Genomic DNA, 18,825 nt, shown 5'->3' with positions numbered 1-18,825 from the left:
GGAGGCCCACATCATGAGCGAACCGGCCGCGACCCCGGCCCCCACCCCGGCCCGGCACACCGCCGGCCCGGCCGTCCGGCCCGCCCGCCCGGCCGGCCCGGCGGCCCCGCCCGCCCCGACGGCGTCCCTGGCACGACCCCCCGCGGCACCCCGGCGCACCGTCCTCGGCCCGGCCGCCTGGGCCTGCGCCGCCACCCTGCTCAGCGGACTCGGCTGGGTCCTGCTCGCCGTCACCCACCCGGACGCCCCCTGGACCGCCCCGTTCTACCTCCACGACGGCGAGACCGTCCTCCTCGGCTTCGCCTTCGCGCTCTCCGGGCTGCTCATCCTCGCCCACCGCGCCGCCCCCGCCCCCGACGGGACGGTGCCGGGCCCCGCCGCCGCACCGCCGGCCGGCCGCAGTCTCGGCCGCTGCCTGCTCGCCGCCGGCCTCGGCGGCTGCCTCTCCCGCTTCACCCTCCTCGCCGCCGCGGTCACCGACGCCGGGACGGCGGCGAAGGTCCTCGGCGCGGCCCTGCTGCTGGTCTCCGTAGCCCTGTTCATCTTCGTCTCCCTCGCCCTGCCGCTCTGGCTGCCCGAGGGCCGGCTGCCCGGCGGACCGGGCCGCGCGTTCGTCGCGGCCATCGCGCTGTGGAGCGCCGTGCACGCGTGCAGCGTCCGCCTGCGCGGCCCGCTGCCCTACCACGGCGACGTCCTGGTGCCGCCCGGACGCGGCCTGCCGCTGGACGAATGGCACGCCACCCTGGTCGCCTGGGGCCTGGTCGCCGCCAGCCTGGTCGTCGCCGCCGTCCGCTGGCGGCGCTCCGCCCGCCCGCACCGCAGCGTCACCGCCGTGCTGGTGCCCTACCTCGTCTGGCTGATCACCACCAACATCGCGCTGCGGCTGGGCAACTCGGAGAGCGTCGCGGCGGTCGCCTACTTCGCCGGCTCCGCGCTGTGGATGCTCGGCGCGGTCGGCTACGCGTTCACCCGCGACCGCTCCCGCTACCTCGACCGGGCGACCCGCCGGATGCTCAGCGTCCTCGCCCTCACCGCCCTGCTGATCGCCGGCTACCTCGGCATCGCGCTGCTGCTGCGCCGCGCCCTGCCGCAGGCCAGCAGCGCGCCCGCGCAACTGCTCGCCGCCGCGGCGCTGGCCGTCGGCGGACTGCTCGGACCCACCACCCGGTGGGTGGTGCGGGCCGTCGACCGCTTCTACTACGGCGACCGGGCCCGCCCCTACCAGGTGGTACGGGCGCTGGCCGAGCGACTGAGCCGCGCCGTCAGTCCCGCCGACGCGCCGCCCCTGCTCTGCGACACCGTGGTGAACGCCCTCGGCCTGCCCGGTGCCCGGGTCGTCCTGCACACCCGCACCGGACCGCACGAACTCGCCGCCGTCGGCACCGTCGGGCCCGCCGGCCAGGTGTTCCCGCTCAGCTACGAGGGCGCGGTGATCGGCGACCTCTACGCGCCGCCGCGCACCGGACAGCCCGAACTGGACGCCCAGGACCACGAGGTGCTGCGCTTCCTCGCCGACCAGGCGGCGCCCGCGATCGCCTCGCTGCGGATGTACGAGGAACTGCAGCGCGGACGGCGGCAGATCGTGCTCGCCCGCGAGGAGGAGCGCCGGCGCCTGCGGCACGACCTGCACGACGGGCTCGGGCCGACCCTCTCGGGTCTGCGGCTCGGCGTCGACACCGCGCGGGCGGCCGTGCCCGAGGACTCCCCGGCGGCCCGCTCGCTGGTCGCCGTGTCGGCCGGGATCGGGCAGGCGATCGACGAACTGCGCCGGATCACCGAGGGGCTGGCGCCCGCCGCGCTGGCGGGGGAGGGGCTGGCGGTGGCGCTGCGGCGGCTGGTCGCGGAGCTGGACGGGGCGCGGGTGCGGATCTCGCTGGTGCTGGACCCGGACCCGCCGCCCGTGCTGCCGGCCGCCGTCGAGGTGGCGGCGCTGCGGATCAGCGGCGAGGCGTTGCACAACGTGCTGCGGCACTCGGGCGCCGGCCGGGCCCGGCTGACGCTGCGGGTGCGGCCGGAGGCGGTGGTGCTGGAGATCTGGGACGACGGCTGTGGCTTCCCGGCCGGCCCGGTGGGGAACGGGGACCGGGGCGGGGCCGCGCGGCGCGCCGGTTCGGGGGTGGGGCTGCGCTCGATGGCCGAGCGGGCCGAGGAACTCGGCGGCCGGTTCGAGACGGGCAACCACGACGGGGGCGCCGTCGTCCGGGCGGTGCTGCCCCGCACCCCGGAGCAGCCTCCGGTCGAGGGCTGACAGCTGACGACTGACAGATAACAGCTGACAGATAGCAGATGACAGATGACAGCTGACAGATTTCAGATTCTGTCAGCTGTCAGACCTTCGTTGCCCCTTGACGGACTCCCCGGTTCGCCCAATCATCATGGTCGCGTCAACTTTTCGGCGCGGCCGGCGGCCCCACACCCCCTCACCATCCCCCCCGCCGCCCGTGAAGTGGCGCGCTTCCGTTCTGCCCCACCGGATACCGGAGCCCCCATTGACCGAGCGCGCCCCGCGGCGATCCCGCCTGCGCCGAACCGCCCTGTCCGCCGCTGCCGCCGTCACCCTCGCGGCCGCCTTCCTCGCCCCGGCCGCCTCGGCGGCCCCCAAGGCCCCCGCGGCCCCCGTGCCCGCCGCCGCGCCGGCGGTCGCCGCCGCCCCCGACATCCCGGTCGCCAACGTCAAGGCGCACCTCGCCCAACTCCAGTCGATAGCCACCGCCAACGGCGGCAACCGGGCCCACGGCCGCACCGGCTACAAGGCCTCGATCGACTACGTGAAGGGCAAGCTGGACGCGGCCGGCTACACCACCAGCCTGAAGACCTTCAGCTACAACGGCTCGACCGGCTACAACCTCATCGCCGACTGGCCCGGCGGCGACACCTCGCACGTCATCATGGCCGGCGCCCACCTCGACTCCGTCACCGGCGGTCCGGGCATCAACGACAACGGCTCCGGCTCGGCCGGTGTCCTGGAGACCGCCCTCGCCGTCTCGCGAGCCGGCCTGCAGCCCACCAAGCACCTGCGGTTCGGCTGGTGGGGCGCCGAGGAGTACGGCATGATCGGCTCCCAGAATTACGTCAACAGCCTTGCGGCCACCGAGCGTTCGAAGATCGAGACGTATCTCAACTTCGACATGATCGGCTCGCCCAACCCCGGCTACTTCACCTATCGCTACGACAGCGCGCTCGACGCCCTGTTCCGCGACTACTTCGCCGGTCTCGGCATCAGTACCGAGCAGGACTTCGAGGGCGACGGCCGCTCCGACCACGCCCCGTTCCAGAACGCCGGCATCCGGGTCGGCGGCCTGTTCAGCGGCGCCGACTACACCAAGACCAGCGCCCAGGCCGCGAAGTGGGGCGGAACGGCGGGCCAGCCCTTCGACCGCTGCTACCACTCCTCCTGCGACACCACCGCCAACATCAACGACACCGCCCTGGACCGGATGAGCGACGCCATCGCCCACGCCGTCTGGACGCTCGCCGCCGGCAGCACCACCCCGCCCACCGGCACCGTCTTCGAGAACACCGCCGACGTCCAGATCCCCGACTACGGATCGGCCGTGACCTCCGACATCGCCGTCACCGGCCGCACCGGCAACGCCCCGTCGGCACTCCAGGTCGGCGTGGACATCAAGCACACCTGGCGCGGTGACCTCGTCATCGACCTGGTGGCGCCGAACGGCACCAGCTTCCGCCTCAAGGCCTCCAGCGGCAGCGACTCCGCGGCCAACGTGCAGACCACGTACACCGTGAACGCCTCCGCCGCGCCGGCCAACGGCACCTGGAAGCTCAAGGTCCAGGACGTCGGCCCCCAGGACACCGGCTACATCGACAGCTGGAAGCTCACCTTCTGACGCCCTTCTGGTGCCCTTCTGACGTCCGCCTGACGCCAGGCCCCCGAAACGCCCCGGGGGTGCCGGACCGCCGACCGGCACCCCCGGGGGATTCGCCTACGGGGCCATCTCGTACGCGCCCGACAGCGCCTCGACCATGCCCCACACCTTCGCCGCCCGTGCGCCGTCCGCGACCGGGCGGCGCACGTGCGCCAGCGCCCACGCGGCCTGCGCCTCGCTGGCGGACGCCTTGCCGTGCAGCTCGGTGGCGTGCGCGGAGAAGTCCCGCACCAGCGCGTCGAAGACCTGGTCCAGCAGGTCCGCGTCCAGCCCGGTGAGCGCCGCCTGCTCCAGCACCAGCTGCCCGTAGACGATCAGCGCGAACAGCTGGCCGATCTCCAGCAGGAAGTCCAGGTCCGCCTGCTGCTCCGCGCCCGGCGCGTGGTTGAGCAGCAACTCGCAGAATCCGTCGGCCTGTTCGCGGAAGCGGGCGACGTTCGGCAGGTGCCCGTGCGCGTCGTAGGCGGCCCGCCAGTCGTGGAAGCGGATCGCGCCGAGGCCGCGGGCCGGGCCCTGCCGGAACAGGAACGCGTCGTCGGCGGCGTCCTGCCGGGTCGGCACCGGGGCGTACTCGGCCGGGTCGAACAGGTAGTTGGCCATGAACTTGAGGATCAGTGCCAGGTTGACGTGGACGGTGCCCTCCAGCTTCGGCAGGCCGCGGATGTCCTTGGCGGCCTTGTCGAAGTAGGTGTCCGCCTCGAAGCCCTTGGCCGCGATGACGTCCCACATGAGGTCGATGACCTTCTCGCCCTCGGTGGTGACCTTCATCTTGGTCATCGGGTTGAAGAGCAGGTAGCGGCGGTCCTCGGGGGAGGCGGTGCGGAAGTAGTCCACCGAGCGGGCGGAGAACAGCTTCATCGCCACCAGCCGCGCGTAGGCGTCGGTCAACTCCCGGCGCACGTGCGGGAAGTCGGTGACCCGCTTGCCGTACAGCACCCGGTTGTGGGCATGCGTCACGGCCTCGTACATCGCGTGCTCGCAGATGCCGACCGACGCGGTGCACAGGTTGAACTTGCCGACGTTGACGGTGTTCAGGGCGGCGTCGAAGGCGGCCTTGCCGGTGTGCAGGACGTCCTCGGCGCGGACCGGGTAGTCCTCCAGCCGGAACTCGCTGACGTACATCTGGGCGTTCACCACGTTCTTCACCAGGTGGTACGCCTCGTGGCGGCTGTCGGCGGCGAAGAAGACGTAGCCCTCCGGCCCCTCGACGTCCGAGCGGCGGCCGAACACCGAGACCAGGCCGGCGACGTTCCCGTTGCCGATGTAGTACTTGGAGCCGGTGGCGGTGAAGCCGCCCTCGCCGTCCGGGGTGAGGACCATGTCGGTGGAGTAGATGTCGGCGCCGTGGCCGCGCTCGGAGAGGCCGAACGCCATGACGTGACCCTCCGTCAGGAGTCGGGCCGCGCGCGCCCGTACGGCCTCGTTCCCGCTCTGCCACACCGGACCCAGGCCCAGGATGGTGACCTGCCAGGTGTACCAGTAGCCGAGCCCGTAGAAGCCGAGGATCTCGTTCAGCTCGGCGATCCGCGAGGTGTCCCAGCGCTTGTCCGGGTCGGCGGCGGAGGGCGTCAGGAACTCGGCGAACAGGCCTTCTTTCGCGGCGAATTCGAGGAAGTCGGCGTACCAGGCGCGGTCGATGTAGGTGTCGATCAGCGCCTTCTTGCCGCGCGATTCGAACCAGTCCACGGTCGCGCGCAGCAGCCGGCGGGTCGGCTCGTCGAACTGCGCGGGGTCGTAGGTGCGCGGGTTGAAGAGCATCGCGGGCTCCCGGAGGGTCGAGGGTGAGGGGGGCGGGGGTGAGGGAAAGAGGGGGCGGCGGGCGGGATCAGCGGCCGTCGGCCAGCTCGCGCAGGGTGGCGAGCACGTCGTCGAGCCAGGCGAGCGTCATCCGCTCGTACTCGATGCCGCCGCGCAGCACCACGTGCTGGAGCCGCCGCTGGGCGTCGAGCGCGTCCACGGCGGATCTGCCGGGGCCGGCGGCGTCCGGGGCGTAGGCCTCCGGGAAGTCGCGCCGCTCGCCGTGCAGGTAGCGGGCGAGCAGGGCGGCGTGTCCCTCCCGGTGGCGCTCGACCTCGGGGATCAGCGCGGCCGGGTCGTCGAAGGCCGCCGCCCGGATCCGGACGGCCAACTCGTGGCGGACGGTCTCCGGTTCGACGGGCTCGCGCAGCCAGCCGGCGAGCGCCTCACGGCCGGGCGGGGCCGCCGAGTAGACCTTCTTGTCCGGCCGGCCGTCCTGGGCGACCTCCTCGGCGCGCACCCAGCCGTCCGCCTCCATCCGCCGCAGCACCCGGTAGATCTGCTGGTGGGTGGCGGTCCAGAAGCGGCCGATGGACCGGTCGAAGCGCCGGGCCAGTTCATAGCCGGAGCCGGGCCGTTCCAGCAGCGAGACGAGGATCGCGTGCTCCAGTGCCATGCCCGGCATCCTGCTATGCAACGAGTTGCATAGGCAAGGGAGGCAGGCGACGGTGAGACGGAGGTCACCCGCGCGTGCACCGCCCGCTCACCCGCCCCTCCGCCCGCGCCGGCCGCCCGCGCGGTCACCCGCCCCTCCGCCCGCGAGGCCGCCCGCCCGGTCACCCGCCGGGACGGATCGGGCGCGAAAGGGTAACGGCCCAGGTGAAAAGGTGCAAAACGGATGAACGGCGCCAGAATGGTACTGGGCTAGAGCCCTCCATGTTCGAAACCTAGGAGGTGGTATCGGTGTCGACCCAAACGCCGATGGGCATGGAGCACCATCCGGACATCCTCGAACTCCGGGAGCACTACGAGCGGGTCACCCTGACCCCGCGGGCCCAGGCCGTCGAGGCCCTGGCCGTTCTGGCCGGTCTGTTCCTGGCGGCCTCGCCGTGGATCGTCGGCTTCACCGCGTTCAGCACGCTCACCGTCACCTGCCTGATCGTCGGCCTCGCCTACAGCGTGCTGATGGCCGGCTACGGCTCGGCGTACGAGCGAACCCACGCACGGGCCTGGGCGGCGACCCTGCTCGGCGCGTGGACGATCATCTCGCCGTGGGTCGTCTCGGGAGAGGTGGACCGGGGCCGGAACATCGTCACCTGCCTGATCGCGGGCGGCGTGATGTGTCTGCTGGGCATCGCCGCCATCTCGATGGCCACGATGACGTCGAACGGAGCATCGATGCGGCGCGGCCGGGCAGGCCGGGCCAGGGGCTGACGGTCACCGCAAGCCCGACACCCGGGGCGCGGAGGGCGGCAGCGCCGCTCCGCGCCCCGGGCGCGCCAGGGCCGGGCCGGCGGGCGGCTACGGCCGGGTCATCCGCAGCACGTCCAGCGCCTCGTCCAGCTGCTCCACGGTGAGCCGCCCCTGCTCGACGTACCCGCGCTCCAGCACCACCTGACGGATGGTCTTGCGCTCGGCGAGCGCCTGCTTCGCCACCTTGGCCGCCTCCTCGTACCCGATGTAGCGGTTCAGCGGCGTCACCACCGACGGCGAGGACTCCGCGTACTCCCGGGCCCGTTCGGCGTTGGCCGTGAGGCCGTCCACCGCGCGGTCGGCCAGCAGCCGGGCGCTGTTGGCGAGCAGCCGGACCGACTCCAGGACGTTGCGGGCGATCACCGGCAGCATCACGTTGAGCTCGAAGTTGCCGCTCGCCCCGGCCACCGTGACGGTGGCGTCGTTGCCGATCACCTGGGCCGCGACCATCAGCACCACCTCGGGCAGCACCGGGTTCACCTTGCCCGGCATGATCGAGGAGCCGGGCTGGAGGTCCGGCAGGTTCAGCTCGCCGAGACCGGTGCGCGGGCCCGAGCCCATCCACCGCAGGTCGTTCGCGATCTTGGTGAACCCGACGGCGACGGTGCGCAATTGGCCGCTCAGTTCGACCAGGCCGTCGCGCGCGCCCTGCGCCTCGAAGTGGTCGCGGGCCTCGGTCAGCGGCAGCCCGGTGACGTGCGCGACCTCCTCGATCACCGCCGCCGCGAACCCGGGCGGGGTGTTGATGCCGGTGCCCACCGCGGTGCCGCCGAGCGGCAGTTCGGCGACCCGGGGCAGGGTGGCCAGCAGCCGCTCCCGCCCGTGCCGGACCTGCGCCGCGTAGCCGCCGAACTCCTGCCCCAGGGTGACCGGCGTGGCGTCCATCAGGTGCGTGCGGCCCGCCTTGACGACGCCCGCGAACTCCGCCGACTTGCGCTCCAGTGCCTCCGCCAGGTGCTCCAGCGCCGGGATCAGCTCATGGCTGACGGCGGCGGTGGCGGCGATGTGGATGGAGGACGGGAAGACGTCGTTGGACGACTGGCTGGCGTTGACGTGGTCGTTGGGGTGGACCGGCCGGCCGAGCCGCTCGCCGGCCAGGCTGGCGATCACCTCGTTGGTGTTCATGTTGGACGAGGTGCCCGAGCCGGTCTGGAACACGTCCACCGGGAACTCGGCGTCCCAGCGGCCCGCCGCCACCTCCTCGGCGGCGGAGGCGATCGCGGCGGCGGTCTCCTCGTCCAGCACGCCGAGCCGGGCGTTGACCCGCGCGGCGGCGGCCTTGATCCGGGCCAGTGCGGCGATGTGCGCCCGCTCCAGGCGCTGGCCGGACACCGGGAAGTTCTCCACCGCCCGCTGCGTCTGCGCCTGCCACTTCGCCCCGGCGGGCACCCGGACCTCCCCCATCGAGTCGTGCTCGATCCGGTAGTCGCCGGACATCTGCTCGTCACCCATCGTGCGCTGCACCTCCTGAACGGTCCCGGCCGGATCGGCGTCCCTCCGGGCGAGGCCCGGGGTCCCCGCCCCGGCCGGGTACGGCTTCCGCACACCACAGCCGCGCGCGGGCCCCGGGTATTTCCGGTGGCCGGAGGGCTGCTCCCGCCGTCACCCCAGCACCGCGGCCACGACCTCGTCCGGCGCCGTGCCCGCCTGGACGACCTCGCTGCCGTCCGGCGCCCAGACGCCCGAGCCGCCCGAGGTCGCGGCGAACTCGCCGCTCGGCCCGGCGGAGGTGGCCAGCACCACCCAGACGCCGTTGTCGGCCGCCCGTGCCGGGTACCGGGCCGCCTTGGTGGCCAGCGACTCGGCGCCCGCCCCGTACAACGTGGAGGCGACGTAGGCGTCGGCGCCGAGCGCGACCAGCCGCTTCACGTGCTCGGGGTCGGCGGCGTCCGCGCAGATCGCCAGGCCCAGCCGCCAACCATCCAGCTCCAGGACGGCGGGCCGGTCGGCGGGGGAGAAGCGCTCGCTCTCCTTCCCGTACAGGTTGGTCTTGCGGCAGACCACCGAGGCGCCCGCGCCGGTGACGGCGAGCGTGGCGATGTGCTCGCGGCCGTCCGCCCCGGCCACCGGCGCGCCGACCAGGGCCGTGGCGCCGGTCTCGGCGCAGGCCGCGACCAGCGGCGCGAGCCGGGCGTCGGACGGGTCGACGGCGGGCGCGGCCAGGTCGTAGCCGGTGAGCGAGAACTCCGGGAAGACCACCAGGCGCACCGCCCCGGCCGCGCGGACTGCGGCGGCGTGCCGTTCGACGTTGACGGCGACGGTCTCGGGCCGCCCCGACGGGTGGCAGGCGGGCTGGGCGACGGCGACGGCGAGGGGAGCGGGCACGGGAGCGGGCACGGGAGCGGGCGCGGGCACGGTGGGGCCTCCGGGGGCTGATCAGGGGTGGCGATCACGGTCAACCTACGAGCGGACCGCGAAATCCGGCAAGGTTCATCCCTTCGAGTGAAGATCGCCAGCGTGGCGGCGGGGCCCGGCCGGCCGGTTCGTACGCTCACCCGGATCGGGGAGCGACCACGGACACCAGGGACCAGGGGTGGGGCATGAGCACGGGAAACCACGACGACCGGTACGGCCACGACGAGCCCCACCGGGGCCTCACCCGCCGCCGCCTGCTCGGCGCCTCCGCCGCGCTCGGCGCGGGCACCTGGCTGCTGCGCGGCACCGTCGGCCCGGACGGCGCCCGGGCCGACGTCCCCGTCCCGCCCGGGCTCCCCGCCGGCACCGAACCGTTCCGGCGTGTCTACCGGAACTGGTCCGGCGAGGTCCGCACCGACCAGCTCTGGACCTGCGCCCCGCGCACTCCCGAGGAGGTTCCGGCGCTCGCCGACTGGGCCCGCGCCCACGGCTGGCGCCTGCGCGCCCAGGGCCACCGGCACACCTGGGCGCCGCTCACCGTCGCCGACGGCACGCCCGAGGCGGCCCGGGTGCTGCTGCTCGACACCACCCGCCACCTCACCGCGATCACCGCCGACTCACCCACCACCGTGCGCGCCCGGAGCGGCGCGACCATGGAGGCGCTGCTCGCCCACCTCGCCGAGCGCGGCCTCGGCCTCACCGCCGTCCCGGCGCCCGGCGAGCTCACCGTCGGCGGCGTGCTTGCGATCGGCGGCCACGGCACCGCCGTCCCCGCCGCCGGCGAGACCCGCCCCGAGGGGCACGGCTACGGCTCAATCAGCAACCAGGTCGTCCGGCTGACCGCCGTCGTCCTCGACCCGGCCACCGACCGCTACACCCTGCGGACCTTCGACCGCTCCGAGGCCGACGCCGCCGCCTTCCTGGTCCACCTCGGCCGGGCCTTCGTCACCGAGGTGGTGCTGCGGGCCGGCGCCGACCGGCCGCTGCGCTGCGTCAGCCGGCTGGACCTGACGGCCGCCGAACTCTTCGCCCGCCCCGGCGCGTCCCCCACCCCGACGTCCACCTCGACGTCCACCCCGACGTCCACCTCGACGCCCACCACAGCGCCTTCCCGCCCGCGCACCTTCGCCGACTTCGTCGAACGCGACGGCCGCGCCGAGGCGATCTGGTTCGCCTACACCGACCGGCCCTGGCTGAAGACCTGGAGCGTCACCCCGAACCGCCCCTTCGCCTCCCGCGCCGTCGACGAGCCCTACAACTACCCCTTCTCCGACTCCGTCCCGGAACCGGTCGCCCGGCTGGCCGGCGACCTCGTCGCCGGCGCCTGGGGATCCGCCCCGCTCTTCGGCCAACTCCAGTACCTCATCGCCAAGATCGGCCTCACCGGCGACCTCACCGACGTCCTGCTCTCCGGCGGGCTGCTGCGCGAACTGCTCACCGGCGAGGTGCTCACCCACCTGCTCGCCGGCGGCCTGCGCTCCGACCTCTGGGGGCCCTCGCGCACCCTGCTCCAGTACGTGCGCCCCACCACCCTGCGGGTCACCGCCAACGGCTACGCGATCCTCGCCCGGCGCGCCGACCTGCAATGGGTGGTGGCCGAATTCGCCGACCGATACCGGGCGTTGCTCGACGCCTACCGGGACCGCGGCGAGTTCCCGGTGAACGGCGCGGTGGAGATCCGGGTCACCGGCGTGGACGACCCGTCCTGGTCCGGGGTGCCCGGCGCCCGGCCGCCGCTGCTCTCCGCGCTGCGCCCGCGCCCCGACCGCCCCGACTGGGACACCGCCGTCTGGCTCGACGTGCTCGGCTTCCCCGGCACGCCAGGGCTGCACCGCTTCGGCCGCGACCTCGAACAGGCCCTGCTGCGCTCGTTCGACGGCACCCGGGCGGGCCTGCGCGTCGAGTGGTCCAAGGGCTGGGCCTACACCGAGGACGCCGCCTGGGCCGACCCGGACGTCCTCGACCGGGTCGTCCCGGCCAGCCACCGCGACGGCGGCGGGCCGGGCTGGGACGAGGCGGTCACCACGCTGGACCGCCACGACCCCTACCGGGTCTTCGGCAACCCGTTCCTCGACCGGCTGCTGAAAATCTGAAGTCCCTTTTCCCGCACGGGATGTGGCTGTCCGTCAGACGTGTTCCATGACGATCACCGCGAGGGTGCCCGGCGCCAGGGCGCGGAACACGTGCGGCGCGTCGCCGGGATAGCTGACGTAGTCGCCCGGGCCCAGTTCGACGGGCGCCTGCGTCGGCCCGGCGAGCGCCCGTCCGGCGCTCAGCAGGACGTGTTCGACGGTGCCCGGCATGTGCGGGTCGGAGTCCCGGGTCTCGCCCGGCTCGGCGTCGATCCGGTAGATGTCGCGCCGGGCGCCCGGCGGGCAGGAGGCGAGCAGGGTGGCCGCGTAGTCGGCCCGCTCCGAGTGGGTGACCGGGCCCTCGCCGGCCCGCACCACCCGGACCGCCGGGCGCGGCGGGTCGACCAGCCGGCTGAACGGCACGTCCAGGGCGACGCCGAGCGCCCAGAGCGTCTCGACGCTCGGATTGCCGGCTCCCGACTCCAGTTGGGAGAGCGTCGATTTGGCGATTCCCGCCCGCCGGGCCAGCTCGGCCATCGACAGTCCGGCGCGCTCGCGCTCGCGCCGGATCGACGCCGCGATCAGCTCGATCAGCTCGCCCCCGGAGGGGCTGGAGCCGCTGTTTCCGCTCATCCGCCGCTCACTCGTCCGTTCCCGCTCATCCGTTCCCCTCACTCCGCGTTCGCTCCGGGCGTCCGGGCGTTCGGCTTGACGAACGGCCCCCTTCCGTTCACTCTACTGGACATGCGTTCGTTTCTTCGAACCCTCGAACGTGCCACCCTCCGCGACATCGCCCTGGTCTGTCTGGCGGACGCCCTGGTCGGTGCCTCGTTCGGGGCGATCTCCGTCTCCGGCGGCCTCCCGCTCTGGGTGCCCGTCGCCCTGTCCGTGCTGGTCTTCGCCGGTGGCGCGCAGTTCGCCGCCGTCGGCGTCGTGCTCTCCGGCGGTGGCGCGCTCGCCGCCGTCCTCACCGCCCTCGTCCTCAACGCCCGCCTGCTGCCCTTCGGCTTCACCGTCGCCGACGCGCTGAACGGCCCCCGCTGGCGCCGGCTGCTCGGCGCCCAGCTGCTGACCGACGAGACCGCCGCGTTCACCCTGATGGAGTCCGACCCACGACGGCGCCGGGCGGCGTACTGGGTCTGCGGCCTCGCCCTGTTCGCGGCCTGGAACCTCGCCGTCCTGGTCGGCGCCGCGGCCGGCGGACTGCTCGGCGACACCGACGCCCTGGGCCTGGACGCCGCGTTCCCCGCCGTGCTGCTCGCCCTCGTCCTGCCCGCGCTCCGCGAGCGCCGCACCCGCACCGCCGCCCTGGCCGGCGCCGCCGTCGCGGTGGCCGCCACCCCGTACGTCCCGGCGGGCCTGCCGGTGCTGCTCGCCCTCGCCGGACTGCTGTTCGCCGCCCGCCCGGCGGCCCCGGCGGCGTCCGCAGGCGGCTCCGGCCGGGTCGAGCCCCTCGCCGAGGAGGTCCGCTGATGTCCCTGACCGCCATCCTGCTGCTGGCCGCCGGCACCTACGCGTTCCGCCTGGCCGGCCCGCTGCTCGGAGACCGGCTCACCGTCTCCGAGCGGCTGCGCCACCTGCTCGCCGTCGCCGCCGCCGTGCTGCTGGTCGCCCTGGTGGCCACCGGCGCGCTCACCCAGGGCCACGGGTTCGCCGGGTGGGCCCGACCGGCCGGCGTGCTGGTCGCGGGCGTCCTCGCGCTGCGCCGCGCGCCGTTCCCGCTCGTGGTGGTCGCGGCCGCCGCGACCACGGCGGTGCTCCGGCTCTGCGGCGTCTCCTGACCGACCGACCGCCTGAGCCGCCGCCCGGCCGCCTGACCGCCAGGCCTCCGGCCTCAGCCGGCGCTGTCGCCCCCGGCCGCCGCGAGCCGCTCCTGCTGCACCTCGGGCCGCTTGCTGTCCCACAGCATCTCCCACACCTTGAAGACGCAGTGGTAGTCCCGCATGCTCCCCTGGGTGATCAGCAGATAGCTGTCGCCGTCCCGGAACAGCCGGCGCCGCCGGCCGTTGAACGGGTGCTGCGGGGTGTACGTCGGGACGATCCGCCGCAGCTCGGCGAGCGCGTCCTCCCGGCTCCCCTCGACCTCGGCCAGCACCTTGGCCCCCCAGATCCGGTCGTCCCCGACGCCCTCGGTCTCCTGCACGACCACGGCCCACCGACCCACGGCCACCACCCCTCACGCCTCGTCCCGTACCGCCCGCCCGCGCGGGGAGGCGTCATCGTAGCGACGCGGCCCCCGCGACCTCCAGCGCCTTGTAGAAGACGGTCGTCGCGCACGGCACCCCCGCCGGATCGGTCGCGAAGTCCGGCACCGTGCCGACCCGGGTCCAGCCCGCCGCCGCGTACATCCGCTCGGCGGGGCTTCCCGTCTCGGTGTCCAGGACCAGCGTCCGCAGCCCGCGCGCGGCGGCCGCCGACTCCAGGGCCGCGAGCAGCCGGCCGGCCAGCCCCCGCCCCCGGTCCGCCCGGTGCACCATCAGCTTGGCGACGTCCGCCCGGTGCCGGCCGTTGGCCGTCGTCGCCGGACGCAGCTGCACCGTCCCGGCGATCCGGCCCTCCCCGTCCGACTCGGCCACCCAGAGCAGCAGCCGTCCCGCCTCGACGTCCGGGGCCAGCGCCCGCCACCAGTCGGCCGCCGCGCCGCGGTCCAGCGGGGCGAGGAAGCCGATCGAGGCCCCCGCGTCGACGGTGTCCGCCATCAGCTCGCCCAGCTGCCGCGCCGCCCCGCCGCGCAGTTCCCCTGCCGTCACCAGCCGGACTGTGTACATGCTCACTCCCTCGTCCCCGGACCGGCACCGGCCGGGTGCGCCATACTCGCCGGTACTCAACGCCGCGGCGGCACGCACCCGCCGAGACTACAAGGAGCTTCAATGGCGAAGCCGACCAGGATCGACCCCGCCGACCTGCTCGCCGTCGGTGACCTGCTCACCGACGAGGAACGCCTCGTGCGCGACACCGTGCGCAGGTTCGCCGACGACCGGATCCGCCCGCACATCGGCGACTGGTTCGAGCGCGGCGTCTTCCCCGCCCGCGAGCTCGCCCCCGAACTCGGCGCCCTCGGCGTGCTCGGCATGCACCTCGACGGCTACGGCTGCGCCGGCTCCGGCGCCGTCGCCTACGGGGTGGCCTGCATGGAACTGGAGGCCGCCGACTCCGGCCTGCGCAGCTTCGTCTCCGTCCAGGGCTCGCTGGCGATGCGCTCCATCCACGCCTTCGGCTCCGAGGAGCAGAAGCGGCGCTGGCTGCCCGGCCTCGCCGCCGGCGAGCTGATCGGCTGCTTCGCCCTCACCGAACCGGACTTCGGCTCCGACCCCGCCAACATGCGCACCCGCGCCCGCCGCAAGGGCGCCGGCGAGGGCGCGGACTGGGTGCTCTCCGGTTCCAAGATGTGGATCACCAACGGCGGCGTCTCCGATGTCGCGGTGGTCTGGGCGCAGACCGAGGAGGGTGTGCGCGGCTTCCTGGTCGAACCCGGCATGCCCGGCTTCACCGCCACCGACGTGCCCGGCAAGCTCTCCCTGCGCGCCTCGGTGACCAGCGCGCTCGCCTTCGACGACGTCGTGCTGCCGGCCGACGCCGTCCTGCCCGGCGTCACCGGCCTGCGCGGACCGCTCTCCTCCCTCAACGAGGCCCGCTACGGCATCCTCTGGGGCACCGTCGGCGCCGCCCGCGACTGCTACACCGCCGCCCTCGACTACGCGAAGACCCGCGTCCAGTTCGAGCGCCCGATCGCCGGCTTCCAGCTCACCCAGCAGAAGCTCGTCGAGATGATGCTGGAGGTCGAGAAGGCCTACCTGGTCGCGCTGCGCGTCGGCCGCCTCAAGGACGAGGGCGCGGCCCGCCCGGCGCACATCAGCTTCGGCAAGCTCAACAACGTCCGCGCCGCCCTGGAGATCGCCCGCAGCGCCCGCACCGTGCTCGGCGCCAACGGCATCACCACCGCCTACCCGGTCCTGCGGCACGCCAACAACCTGGAGTCGGTGCTCACCTACGAGGGCACCAGCGAGATCCACACCCTCGTCCTCGGCGAGGCCATCACCGGCGAGTCCGCCTACCGCTGACCCTGTCCACCGCTGACGGCGCCTACCGCTGACGGCGCCCCGCTCCGGCGAAAATCCGGTACCGCCGCCGGGCCGTTCATGGCTACCGTCCTGCCCATGAACGGCCCGACGACCCCACCCCCGACGACCGGCTCCACGAGCCCGTCCCCGAGCACACCCACCGGTACCGGCGCCTCCACCGGCACCACCACGCTCTGGCGCCCGACCGGCCCCGAGGAACTGGCCCTCGTCGAGGCCGCCGACTGGCGCGCCTGGCCGCCGCGCCTGCCCGATCAGCCGATCTTCTACCCGGTGCTGAACGAGGACTACGCGATCCGCATCGCCCGCGACTGGAACGTGCCCGCCTCCGGCGTCGGCTACGTCACCCGCTTCGAGGTCGACACCGCCTTCCTCGCCCGCTACCCGGTGCGCCAGGCCGGCGGCCGCACCATCCTCGAACTCTGGGTCCCCGCGGAGGAACTGCCCGAGTTCAACCGTCACCTGGTCGGCCGCATCGAGGTGGTCCACGCGTTCCGGCCGCAGCCGTGACGGCCGCCGTCGCCGGTGGCGCCCCGGTCCTGCTGACCTCGGCCCAGGCCACCGGCACCACCTCGCTGCTCACCGGGGCCGCCGCCGCCCGCGGACTGGCCACCGCCGTCCTGACCGGCCCCGACACCCTCGACCGGCTGGCCGGCCGGCCCGTCCACTGGTACGGCGGCCCCCTCGCCGCCGCCCGCGTCGCCGACCGGCTCGCCCTGGCGCTGCTCGAACCGGCCGACGACTGGCTCGCCGCCCTGCCCGAGGAGTTCACCGGCCGCCGCATCGACCTCACCACGCTCGCCGAGGCCTGGACGCTGCGCCGCCCGGCCTTCGTCAAACCGCCGGCCGACAAGTCGATCCCGCCCGCCGTCTACGCCGACGGCGACCGCCTGCCGCGCACCGGCGAGCGGATCGGCCCCGGCACTCCCGTCCTGGTCAGCGACCCGGTGACGTTCGGCACCGAGTACCGGCTCTTCGTCCTCGACGGCGCCGTGCACACCGGCAGCCGCTACGCCCGCTTCGGCCGGCTCGACCCCGGACCGCTCACCGGGCAGGCCCTCGCCTTCGCGCGGCGGCTGCTCGCCGCCGTCGGACCGAGCCTGCCGAGCGCCGTCGCCCTCGACGTCGGGACCCTGCTCGACCCGTACGACCCCGCCGAGCGGTGGGCGGTGGTCGAGGCCAACATGCCGTGGTTCGCCCACTGCTACGCCGCCGACCCGGCACGCGTCCTGGACGTCGTCCTCCGCGCGGCGGGCCCGGCGGGCGCGGTGCGGGCCGCCGACCGGCGGTTCGTGCGCTCCGCCGCGGGCCGTCCGCCGGAACGGGGCACTCCGGACGCCGTCCGTCCATCCGCCCTTCCCCTCCAGGACACCCGGCGGTCCGGCGCGGCGTGAAGCATGGCGCGGTCGCCGCCGCCCGCCCCGTGCGGGCCCGGCGGCGCCCGCACCGTGAAAGGAACCGCCCCTCATGTCCACACCGCCGCTGCCGCGCCCCCGGGTCCTCGTCGTCGGGATCGACGGCGTCCGGTACGACCTGCTGGAGCGGGTGCCGATGCCCCGGCTCGCGGAGGTCGCCGAGGCCGGATTCCTGGCGCCCGTGACGGTGGCGGACTCCACGCCCACCATGTCAGGACCGTGCTGGGCCACCATCGTCACCGGCGTCGAGCCCGCCAAGCACGGCGTGTGGGGCAACCACCTGGGCGGCAACCGGCTCGACGTCTTCCCCGACTTCACCACCCGGCTGGCCCGCGGCGACCGCCGCCGCACCTTCGTCGCCGCCGGCTGGGACCCGCTGGTCATCGCCGAGTCCGGCGGCCCGCTGTTCCGCGCCCCCGGCCGGCTCTGCTACGTCGCCCCCGCCGAGGACACCCCCGAGGCCTGGGAGGACGTCGACGAGGAGGTCACCCGCGAGGCCGTCGACGTGCTGCGCGACGCCGACCCCGAGGCCTCCTTCGTCTACCTCGGCGCCGTCGACGAGACCGCCCACTTCCTCGGCTGCGGCGAGGAGTACCGCGCCGCGATGCGGGCCGCCGACGAACGCCTCGGCCGGCTGCTGGACGCGCTGCGCGAGCGGCCCGGGTACGCCGAGGAGGCCTGGACGGTCATCGTCGTCACCGACCACGGCCACGTCGACGGCGGCGGCCACGGCGGGCGCACGCCCGAGGAGCGCACCGCCTGGGTCGCCTGCGCCGGTCCCGGCATCCCCGCCGCCCCGCCCGTCGGCGAGATCCGCCACTCCGACGTCGCCGCCCAGGTGTACGCCGCGCTCGGCCGCCCGATCGACCCGCACTGGACCCTGGACGGCCGGCCCTTCCCGCTCGCCGCCCCCGCGCCCGCGGCGCTCTGACCGGCGGCGCGCCACCCGCCGCACCGGGCCCCGCAGTATCCGGCGACCGGGTGGCCGCCGCACCCGCCGGCACCCGGGCGGGTGCGGCCGGGCTGCGCCGCCGACCGGGCCGGGCCAGGCTCGACCGGGGGACAACCCCGAGACCGGCCGGGCGCGCGTACGCCTCAAGGTGGAGGAGCTACCCCCCAAGGACGGCGGAAGGCCACGACCTTCCGGTGACGATCCGGCACCCCGGAGCGCACCAGGATGGAGACACACCGGGAAACCGGTCCCGGAGCCGGGGGAACGGGCGCCGGAGCAGCAGTACGACTCGGGAGAGGACAGTCGGGCATGAACGGCATCGCGGGCAGGATCGCACTCGGAGTGGTGGGCACCGGCATGGCCGTGGCCGTCGCCGCCGTGGTGGCGGGGCCGAGGGTCGCCGAGTGGTACGACGGCCGGCACCAGGAGCAGTCCACCTACGCCAGCGGCAGCGAGGCCAAGGCCGACCACCGCGCCATGCCGGCCTGGCTGCCCGACAACGCCTCGTCCGTCCGCTACCTGATGTCCACCACCGGCGACGACCGCCTGCTGACCGCCACCCTCCCGGACGGCCGGCTGCCCGCCGGCTGCCGGACGGGCGAGCCCGGCCGGGGCAGCCACCCGGCCCCCGTCTCGCTGCGGGCGGGCTGGTTCCCGGAGGGGATCACCACCAGGGCCACCGGCTCCTGCGGCCACTACAACGTCGCCCTGCGCGGCAACCAGCTCTACGCCTGGCAGGACGGCGCCGCCGTCCAAGCCGCCCTGCGGGCCGAGCGGCCGGCGCGCTGAGAGGCCGTCACCGCCCACCGGGCGACGCGCCCGGCGCGCGCCGGGCGGCCGACCCCCGACTGTCGG

18 protein-coding genes are annotated in these 18,825 nt (G+C 74.7%); 11 read left to right on the top strand and 7 right to left on the bottom strand.

What is annotated here, in order from left to right; genetic code table 11:
- The first annotated feature begins 13 nt into the window (after positions 1 to 13).
- Both ABTX81_RS11840 and ABTX81_RS11835 read left to right on the top strand, forming a co-directional pair.
- Positions 14 to 2,248: a sensor histidine kinase gene (locus tag ABTX81_RS11840; RefSeq protein ID WP_350543399.1), complete on the top strand. Its 2,235-nt coding sequence runs from the start codon at positions 14 to 16 to the stop codon at positions 2,246 to 2,248.
- Between the two features lie 271 nt (positions 2,249 to 2,519).
- Entirely contained in the window at positions 2,520 to 3,848 is a 1,329-nt protein-coding gene (locus tag ABTX81_RS11835) for a M28 family metallopeptidase (RefSeq protein ID WP_502892762.1), read from the top strand.
- Between the two features lie 96 nt (positions 3,849 to 3,944).
- Here ABTX81_RS11835 and ABTX81_RS11830 read toward each other — a convergent pair whose 3' ends face one another.
- Together ABTX81_RS11830 and ABTX81_RS11825 are read right to left on the bottom strand one after the other, a co-directional pair.
- Positions 3,945 to 5,645, bottom strand: a complete 1,701-nt coding sequence (locus ABTX81_RS11830) for an acyl-CoA dehydrogenase family protein (protein ID WP_350543395.1) — start codon at positions 5,643 to 5,645, stop codon at positions 3,945 to 3,947.
- A 67-nt stretch (positions 5,646 to 5,712) separates the two neighbouring features.
- Complete coding sequence (locus ABTX81_RS11825) at positions 5,713 to 6,300, bottom strand: PadR family transcriptional regulator (RefSeq protein ID WP_350543393.1); 588 nt, start codon at positions 6,298 to 6,300, stop codon at positions 5,713 to 5,715.
- 287 nt (positions 6,301 to 6,587) lie between these two features.
- On the opposite strand from ABTX81_RS11825, the gene ABTX81_RS11820 reads away from it, so the two are divergent.
- Positions 6,588 to 7,058 (top strand): SPW repeat protein, encoded by a 471-nt coding sequence (locus ABTX81_RS11820; RefSeq protein ID WP_350543391.1) that lies wholly within the window; start codon positions 6,588 to 6,590, stop codon positions 7,056 to 7,058.
- An 87-nt stretch (positions 7,059 to 7,145) separates the two neighbouring features.
- Here the strand turns inward: ABTX81_RS11820 and ABTX81_RS11815 are convergent, their stop codons facing one another.
- Together ABTX81_RS11815 and ABTX81_RS11810 are read right to left on the bottom strand one after the other, a co-directional pair.
- Positions 7,146 to 8,549 carry a class II fumarate hydratase gene (locus ABTX81_RS11815; RefSeq protein ID WP_350543390.1) on the bottom strand — a complete coding sequence of 468 codons (1,404 nt, stop codon included), beginning with the start codon at positions 8,547 to 8,549 and terminating at the stop codon, positions 7,146 to 7,148.
- A 150-nt stretch (positions 8,550 to 8,699) separates the two neighbouring features.
- Positions 8,700 to 9,422, bottom strand: a complete 723-nt coding sequence (locus ABTX81_RS11810; protein ID WP_350543388.1) for a carbon-nitrogen hydrolase family protein — start codon at positions 9,420 to 9,422, stop codon at positions 8,700 to 8,702.
- A gap of 215 nt (positions 9,423 to 9,637) precedes the next feature.
- Between ABTX81_RS11810 and ABTX81_RS11805 the strand changes: the two genes are divergently transcribed.
- Positions 9,638 to 11,545, top strand: a complete 1,908-nt coding sequence (locus ABTX81_RS11805; RefSeq protein WP_350543387.1) for a cholesterol oxidase substrate-binding domain-containing protein — start codon at positions 9,638 to 9,640, stop codon at positions 11,543 to 11,545.
- Between the two features lie 33 nt (positions 11,546 to 11,578).
- On the opposite strand, the gene ABTX81_RS11800 is transcribed toward ABTX81_RS11805, so the two are convergent.
- Entirely contained in the window at positions 11,579 to 12,157 is a 579-nt protein-coding gene (locus tag ABTX81_RS11800; RefSeq protein ID WP_350543385.1) for a helix-turn-helix domain-containing protein, read from the bottom strand.
- A gap of 111 nt (positions 12,158 to 12,268) precedes the next feature.
- On the opposite strand from ABTX81_RS11800, the gene ABTX81_RS11795 reads away from it, so the two are divergent.
- On the top strand, positions 12,269 to 12,997 hold the full coding sequence (locus ABTX81_RS11795; RefSeq protein WP_350543383.1) for an AzlC family ABC transporter permease: 729 nt from the start codon (positions 12,269 to 12,271) through the stop codon (positions 12,995 to 12,997).
- Complete coding sequence (locus ABTX81_RS11790) at positions 12,997 to 13,305, top strand: AzlD domain-containing protein (protein WP_350543382.1); 309 nt, start codon at positions 12,997 to 12,999, stop codon at positions 13,303 to 13,305. Before ABTX81_RS11795 ends, ABTX81_RS11790 begins: the two co-directional genes overlap by 1 nt.
- Before the next feature lie 53 nt (positions 13,306 to 13,358).
- Here ABTX81_RS11790 and ABTX81_RS11785 read toward each other — a convergent pair whose 3' ends face one another.
- Together ABTX81_RS11785 and ABTX81_RS11780 are read right to left on the bottom strand one after the other, a co-directional pair.
- On the bottom strand, positions 13,359 to 13,688 hold the full coding sequence (locus ABTX81_RS11785; protein WP_350543380.1) for a hypothetical protein: 330 nt from the start codon (positions 13,686 to 13,688) through the stop codon (positions 13,359 to 13,361).
- Between the two features lie 52 nt (positions 13,689 to 13,740).
- The gene (locus ABTX81_RS11780; RefSeq protein ID WP_350543379.1) at positions 13,741 to 14,292 is read right to left on the bottom strand and encodes a GNAT family N-acetyltransferase; all 552 of its coding nucleotides are present in this window, start codon (positions 14,290 to 14,292) and stop codon (positions 13,741 to 13,743) included.
- A gap of 102 nt (positions 14,293 to 14,394) precedes the next feature.
- Here ABTX81_RS11780 and ABTX81_RS11775 point away from each other — a divergent pair, with 102 nt between their 5' ends.
- The 5 genes from ABTX81_RS11775 to ABTX81_RS11755 all read left to right on the top strand — a co-directional run bounded on the left by ABTX81_RS11775 (position 14,395) and on the right by ABTX81_RS11755 (position 18,759).
- Positions 14,395 to 15,585, top strand: coding sequence for an acyl-CoA dehydrogenase family protein (locus ABTX81_RS11775; protein ID WP_350543377.1), 1,191 nt, complete (start codon positions 14,395 to 14,397; stop codon positions 15,583 to 15,585).
- Positions 15,586 to 15,681: 96 nt separating this feature from the next.
- A complete protein-coding gene (locus ABTX81_RS11770) occupies positions 15,682 to 16,113 on the top strand; it encodes an ADP-ribosylation/crystallin J1 (RefSeq protein ID WP_350543375.1) in 432 nt (143 codons plus the stop codon).
- Positions 16,114 to 16,142: 29 nt separating this feature from the next.
- The gene (locus ABTX81_RS11765; RefSeq protein ID WP_502892761.1) at positions 16,143 to 16,997 is read left to right on the top strand and encodes an ATP-grasp domain-containing protein; all 855 of its coding nucleotides are present in this window, start codon (positions 16,143 to 16,145) and stop codon (positions 16,995 to 16,997) included.
- Between the two features lie 73 nt (positions 16,998 to 17,070).
- On the top strand, positions 17,071 to 17,949 hold the full coding sequence (locus ABTX81_RS11760) for an alkaline phosphatase family protein (RefSeq protein ID WP_350543373.1): 879 nt from the start codon (positions 17,071 to 17,073) through the stop codon (positions 17,947 to 17,949).
- Between the two features lie 330 nt (positions 17,950 to 18,279).
- On the top strand, positions 18,280 to 18,759 hold the full coding sequence (locus ABTX81_RS11755; RefSeq protein ID WP_350543371.1) for a hypothetical protein: 480 nt from the start codon (positions 18,280 to 18,282) through the stop codon (positions 18,757 to 18,759).
- Positions 18,760 to 18,825 lie beyond the last annotated feature (66 nt).

This window comes from Kitasatospora sp. NPDC097605, from assembly GCF_040302725.1.
GTDB lineage: Bacteria > Actinomycetota > Actinomycetes > Streptomycetales > Streptomycetaceae > Kitasatospora.
This window is presented reverse-complemented; position numbering and strand designations above follow the sequence as displayed.

Bases quoted from the DNA above. Each gene is read 5' to 3' on its own strand.
- ABTX81_RS11840 (WP_350543399.1), top strand. From the start codon at position 14: ATGAGCGAACCGGCCGCGACCCCGGCCCCCACCCCGGCCCGGCACACC.
- ABTX81_RS11775 (WP_350543377.1), top strand. From the start codon at position 14,395: ATGGCGAAGCCGACCAGGATCGACCCCGCCGACCTGCTCGCCGTCGGT.
- ABTX81_RS11825 (WP_350543393.1), bottom strand. From the start codon at position 6,300: ATGGCACTGGAGCACGCGATCCTCGTCTCGCTGCTGGAACGGCCCGGC.
- ABTX81_RS11805 (WP_350543387.1), top strand. From the start codon at position 9,638: ATGAGCACGGGAAACCACGACGACCGGTACGGCCACGACGAGCCCCAC.
- ABTX81_RS11755 (WP_350543371.1), top strand. From the start codon at position 18,280: ATGAACGGCATCGCGGGCAGGATCGCACTCGGAGTGGTGGGCACCGGC.
- ABTX81_RS11815 (WP_350543390.1), bottom strand. From the start codon at position 8,549: ATGGGTGACGAGCAGATGTCCGGCGACTACCGGATCGAGCACGACTCG.
- ABTX81_RS11770 (WP_350543375.1), top strand. From the start codon at position 15,682: ATGAACGGCCCGACGACCCCACCCCCGACGACCGGCTCCACGAGCCCG.
- ABTX81_RS11795 (WP_350543383.1), top strand. From the start codon at position 12,269: ATGCGTTCGTTTCTTCGAACCCTCGAACGTGCCACCCTCCGCGACATC.
- ABTX81_RS11760 (WP_350543373.1), top strand. From the start codon at position 17,071: ATGTCCACACCGCCGCTGCCGCGCCCCCGGGTCCTCGTCGTCGGGATC.
- ABTX81_RS11800 (WP_350543385.1), bottom strand. From the start codon at position 12,157: ATGAGCGGAAACAGCGGCTCCAGCCCCTCCGGGGGCGAGCTGATCGAG.
- ABTX81_RS11790 (WP_350543382.1), top strand. From the start codon at position 12,997: ATGTCCCTGACCGCCATCCTGCTGCTGGCCGCCGGCACCTACGCGTTC.
- ABTX81_RS11830 (WP_350543395.1), bottom strand. From the start codon at position 5,645: ATGCTCTTCAACCCGCGCACCTACGACCCCGCGCAGTTCGACGAGCCG.
- ABTX81_RS11780 (WP_350543379.1), bottom strand. From the start codon at position 14,292: ATGTACACAGTCCGGCTGGTGACGGCAGGGGAACTGCGCGGCGGGGCG.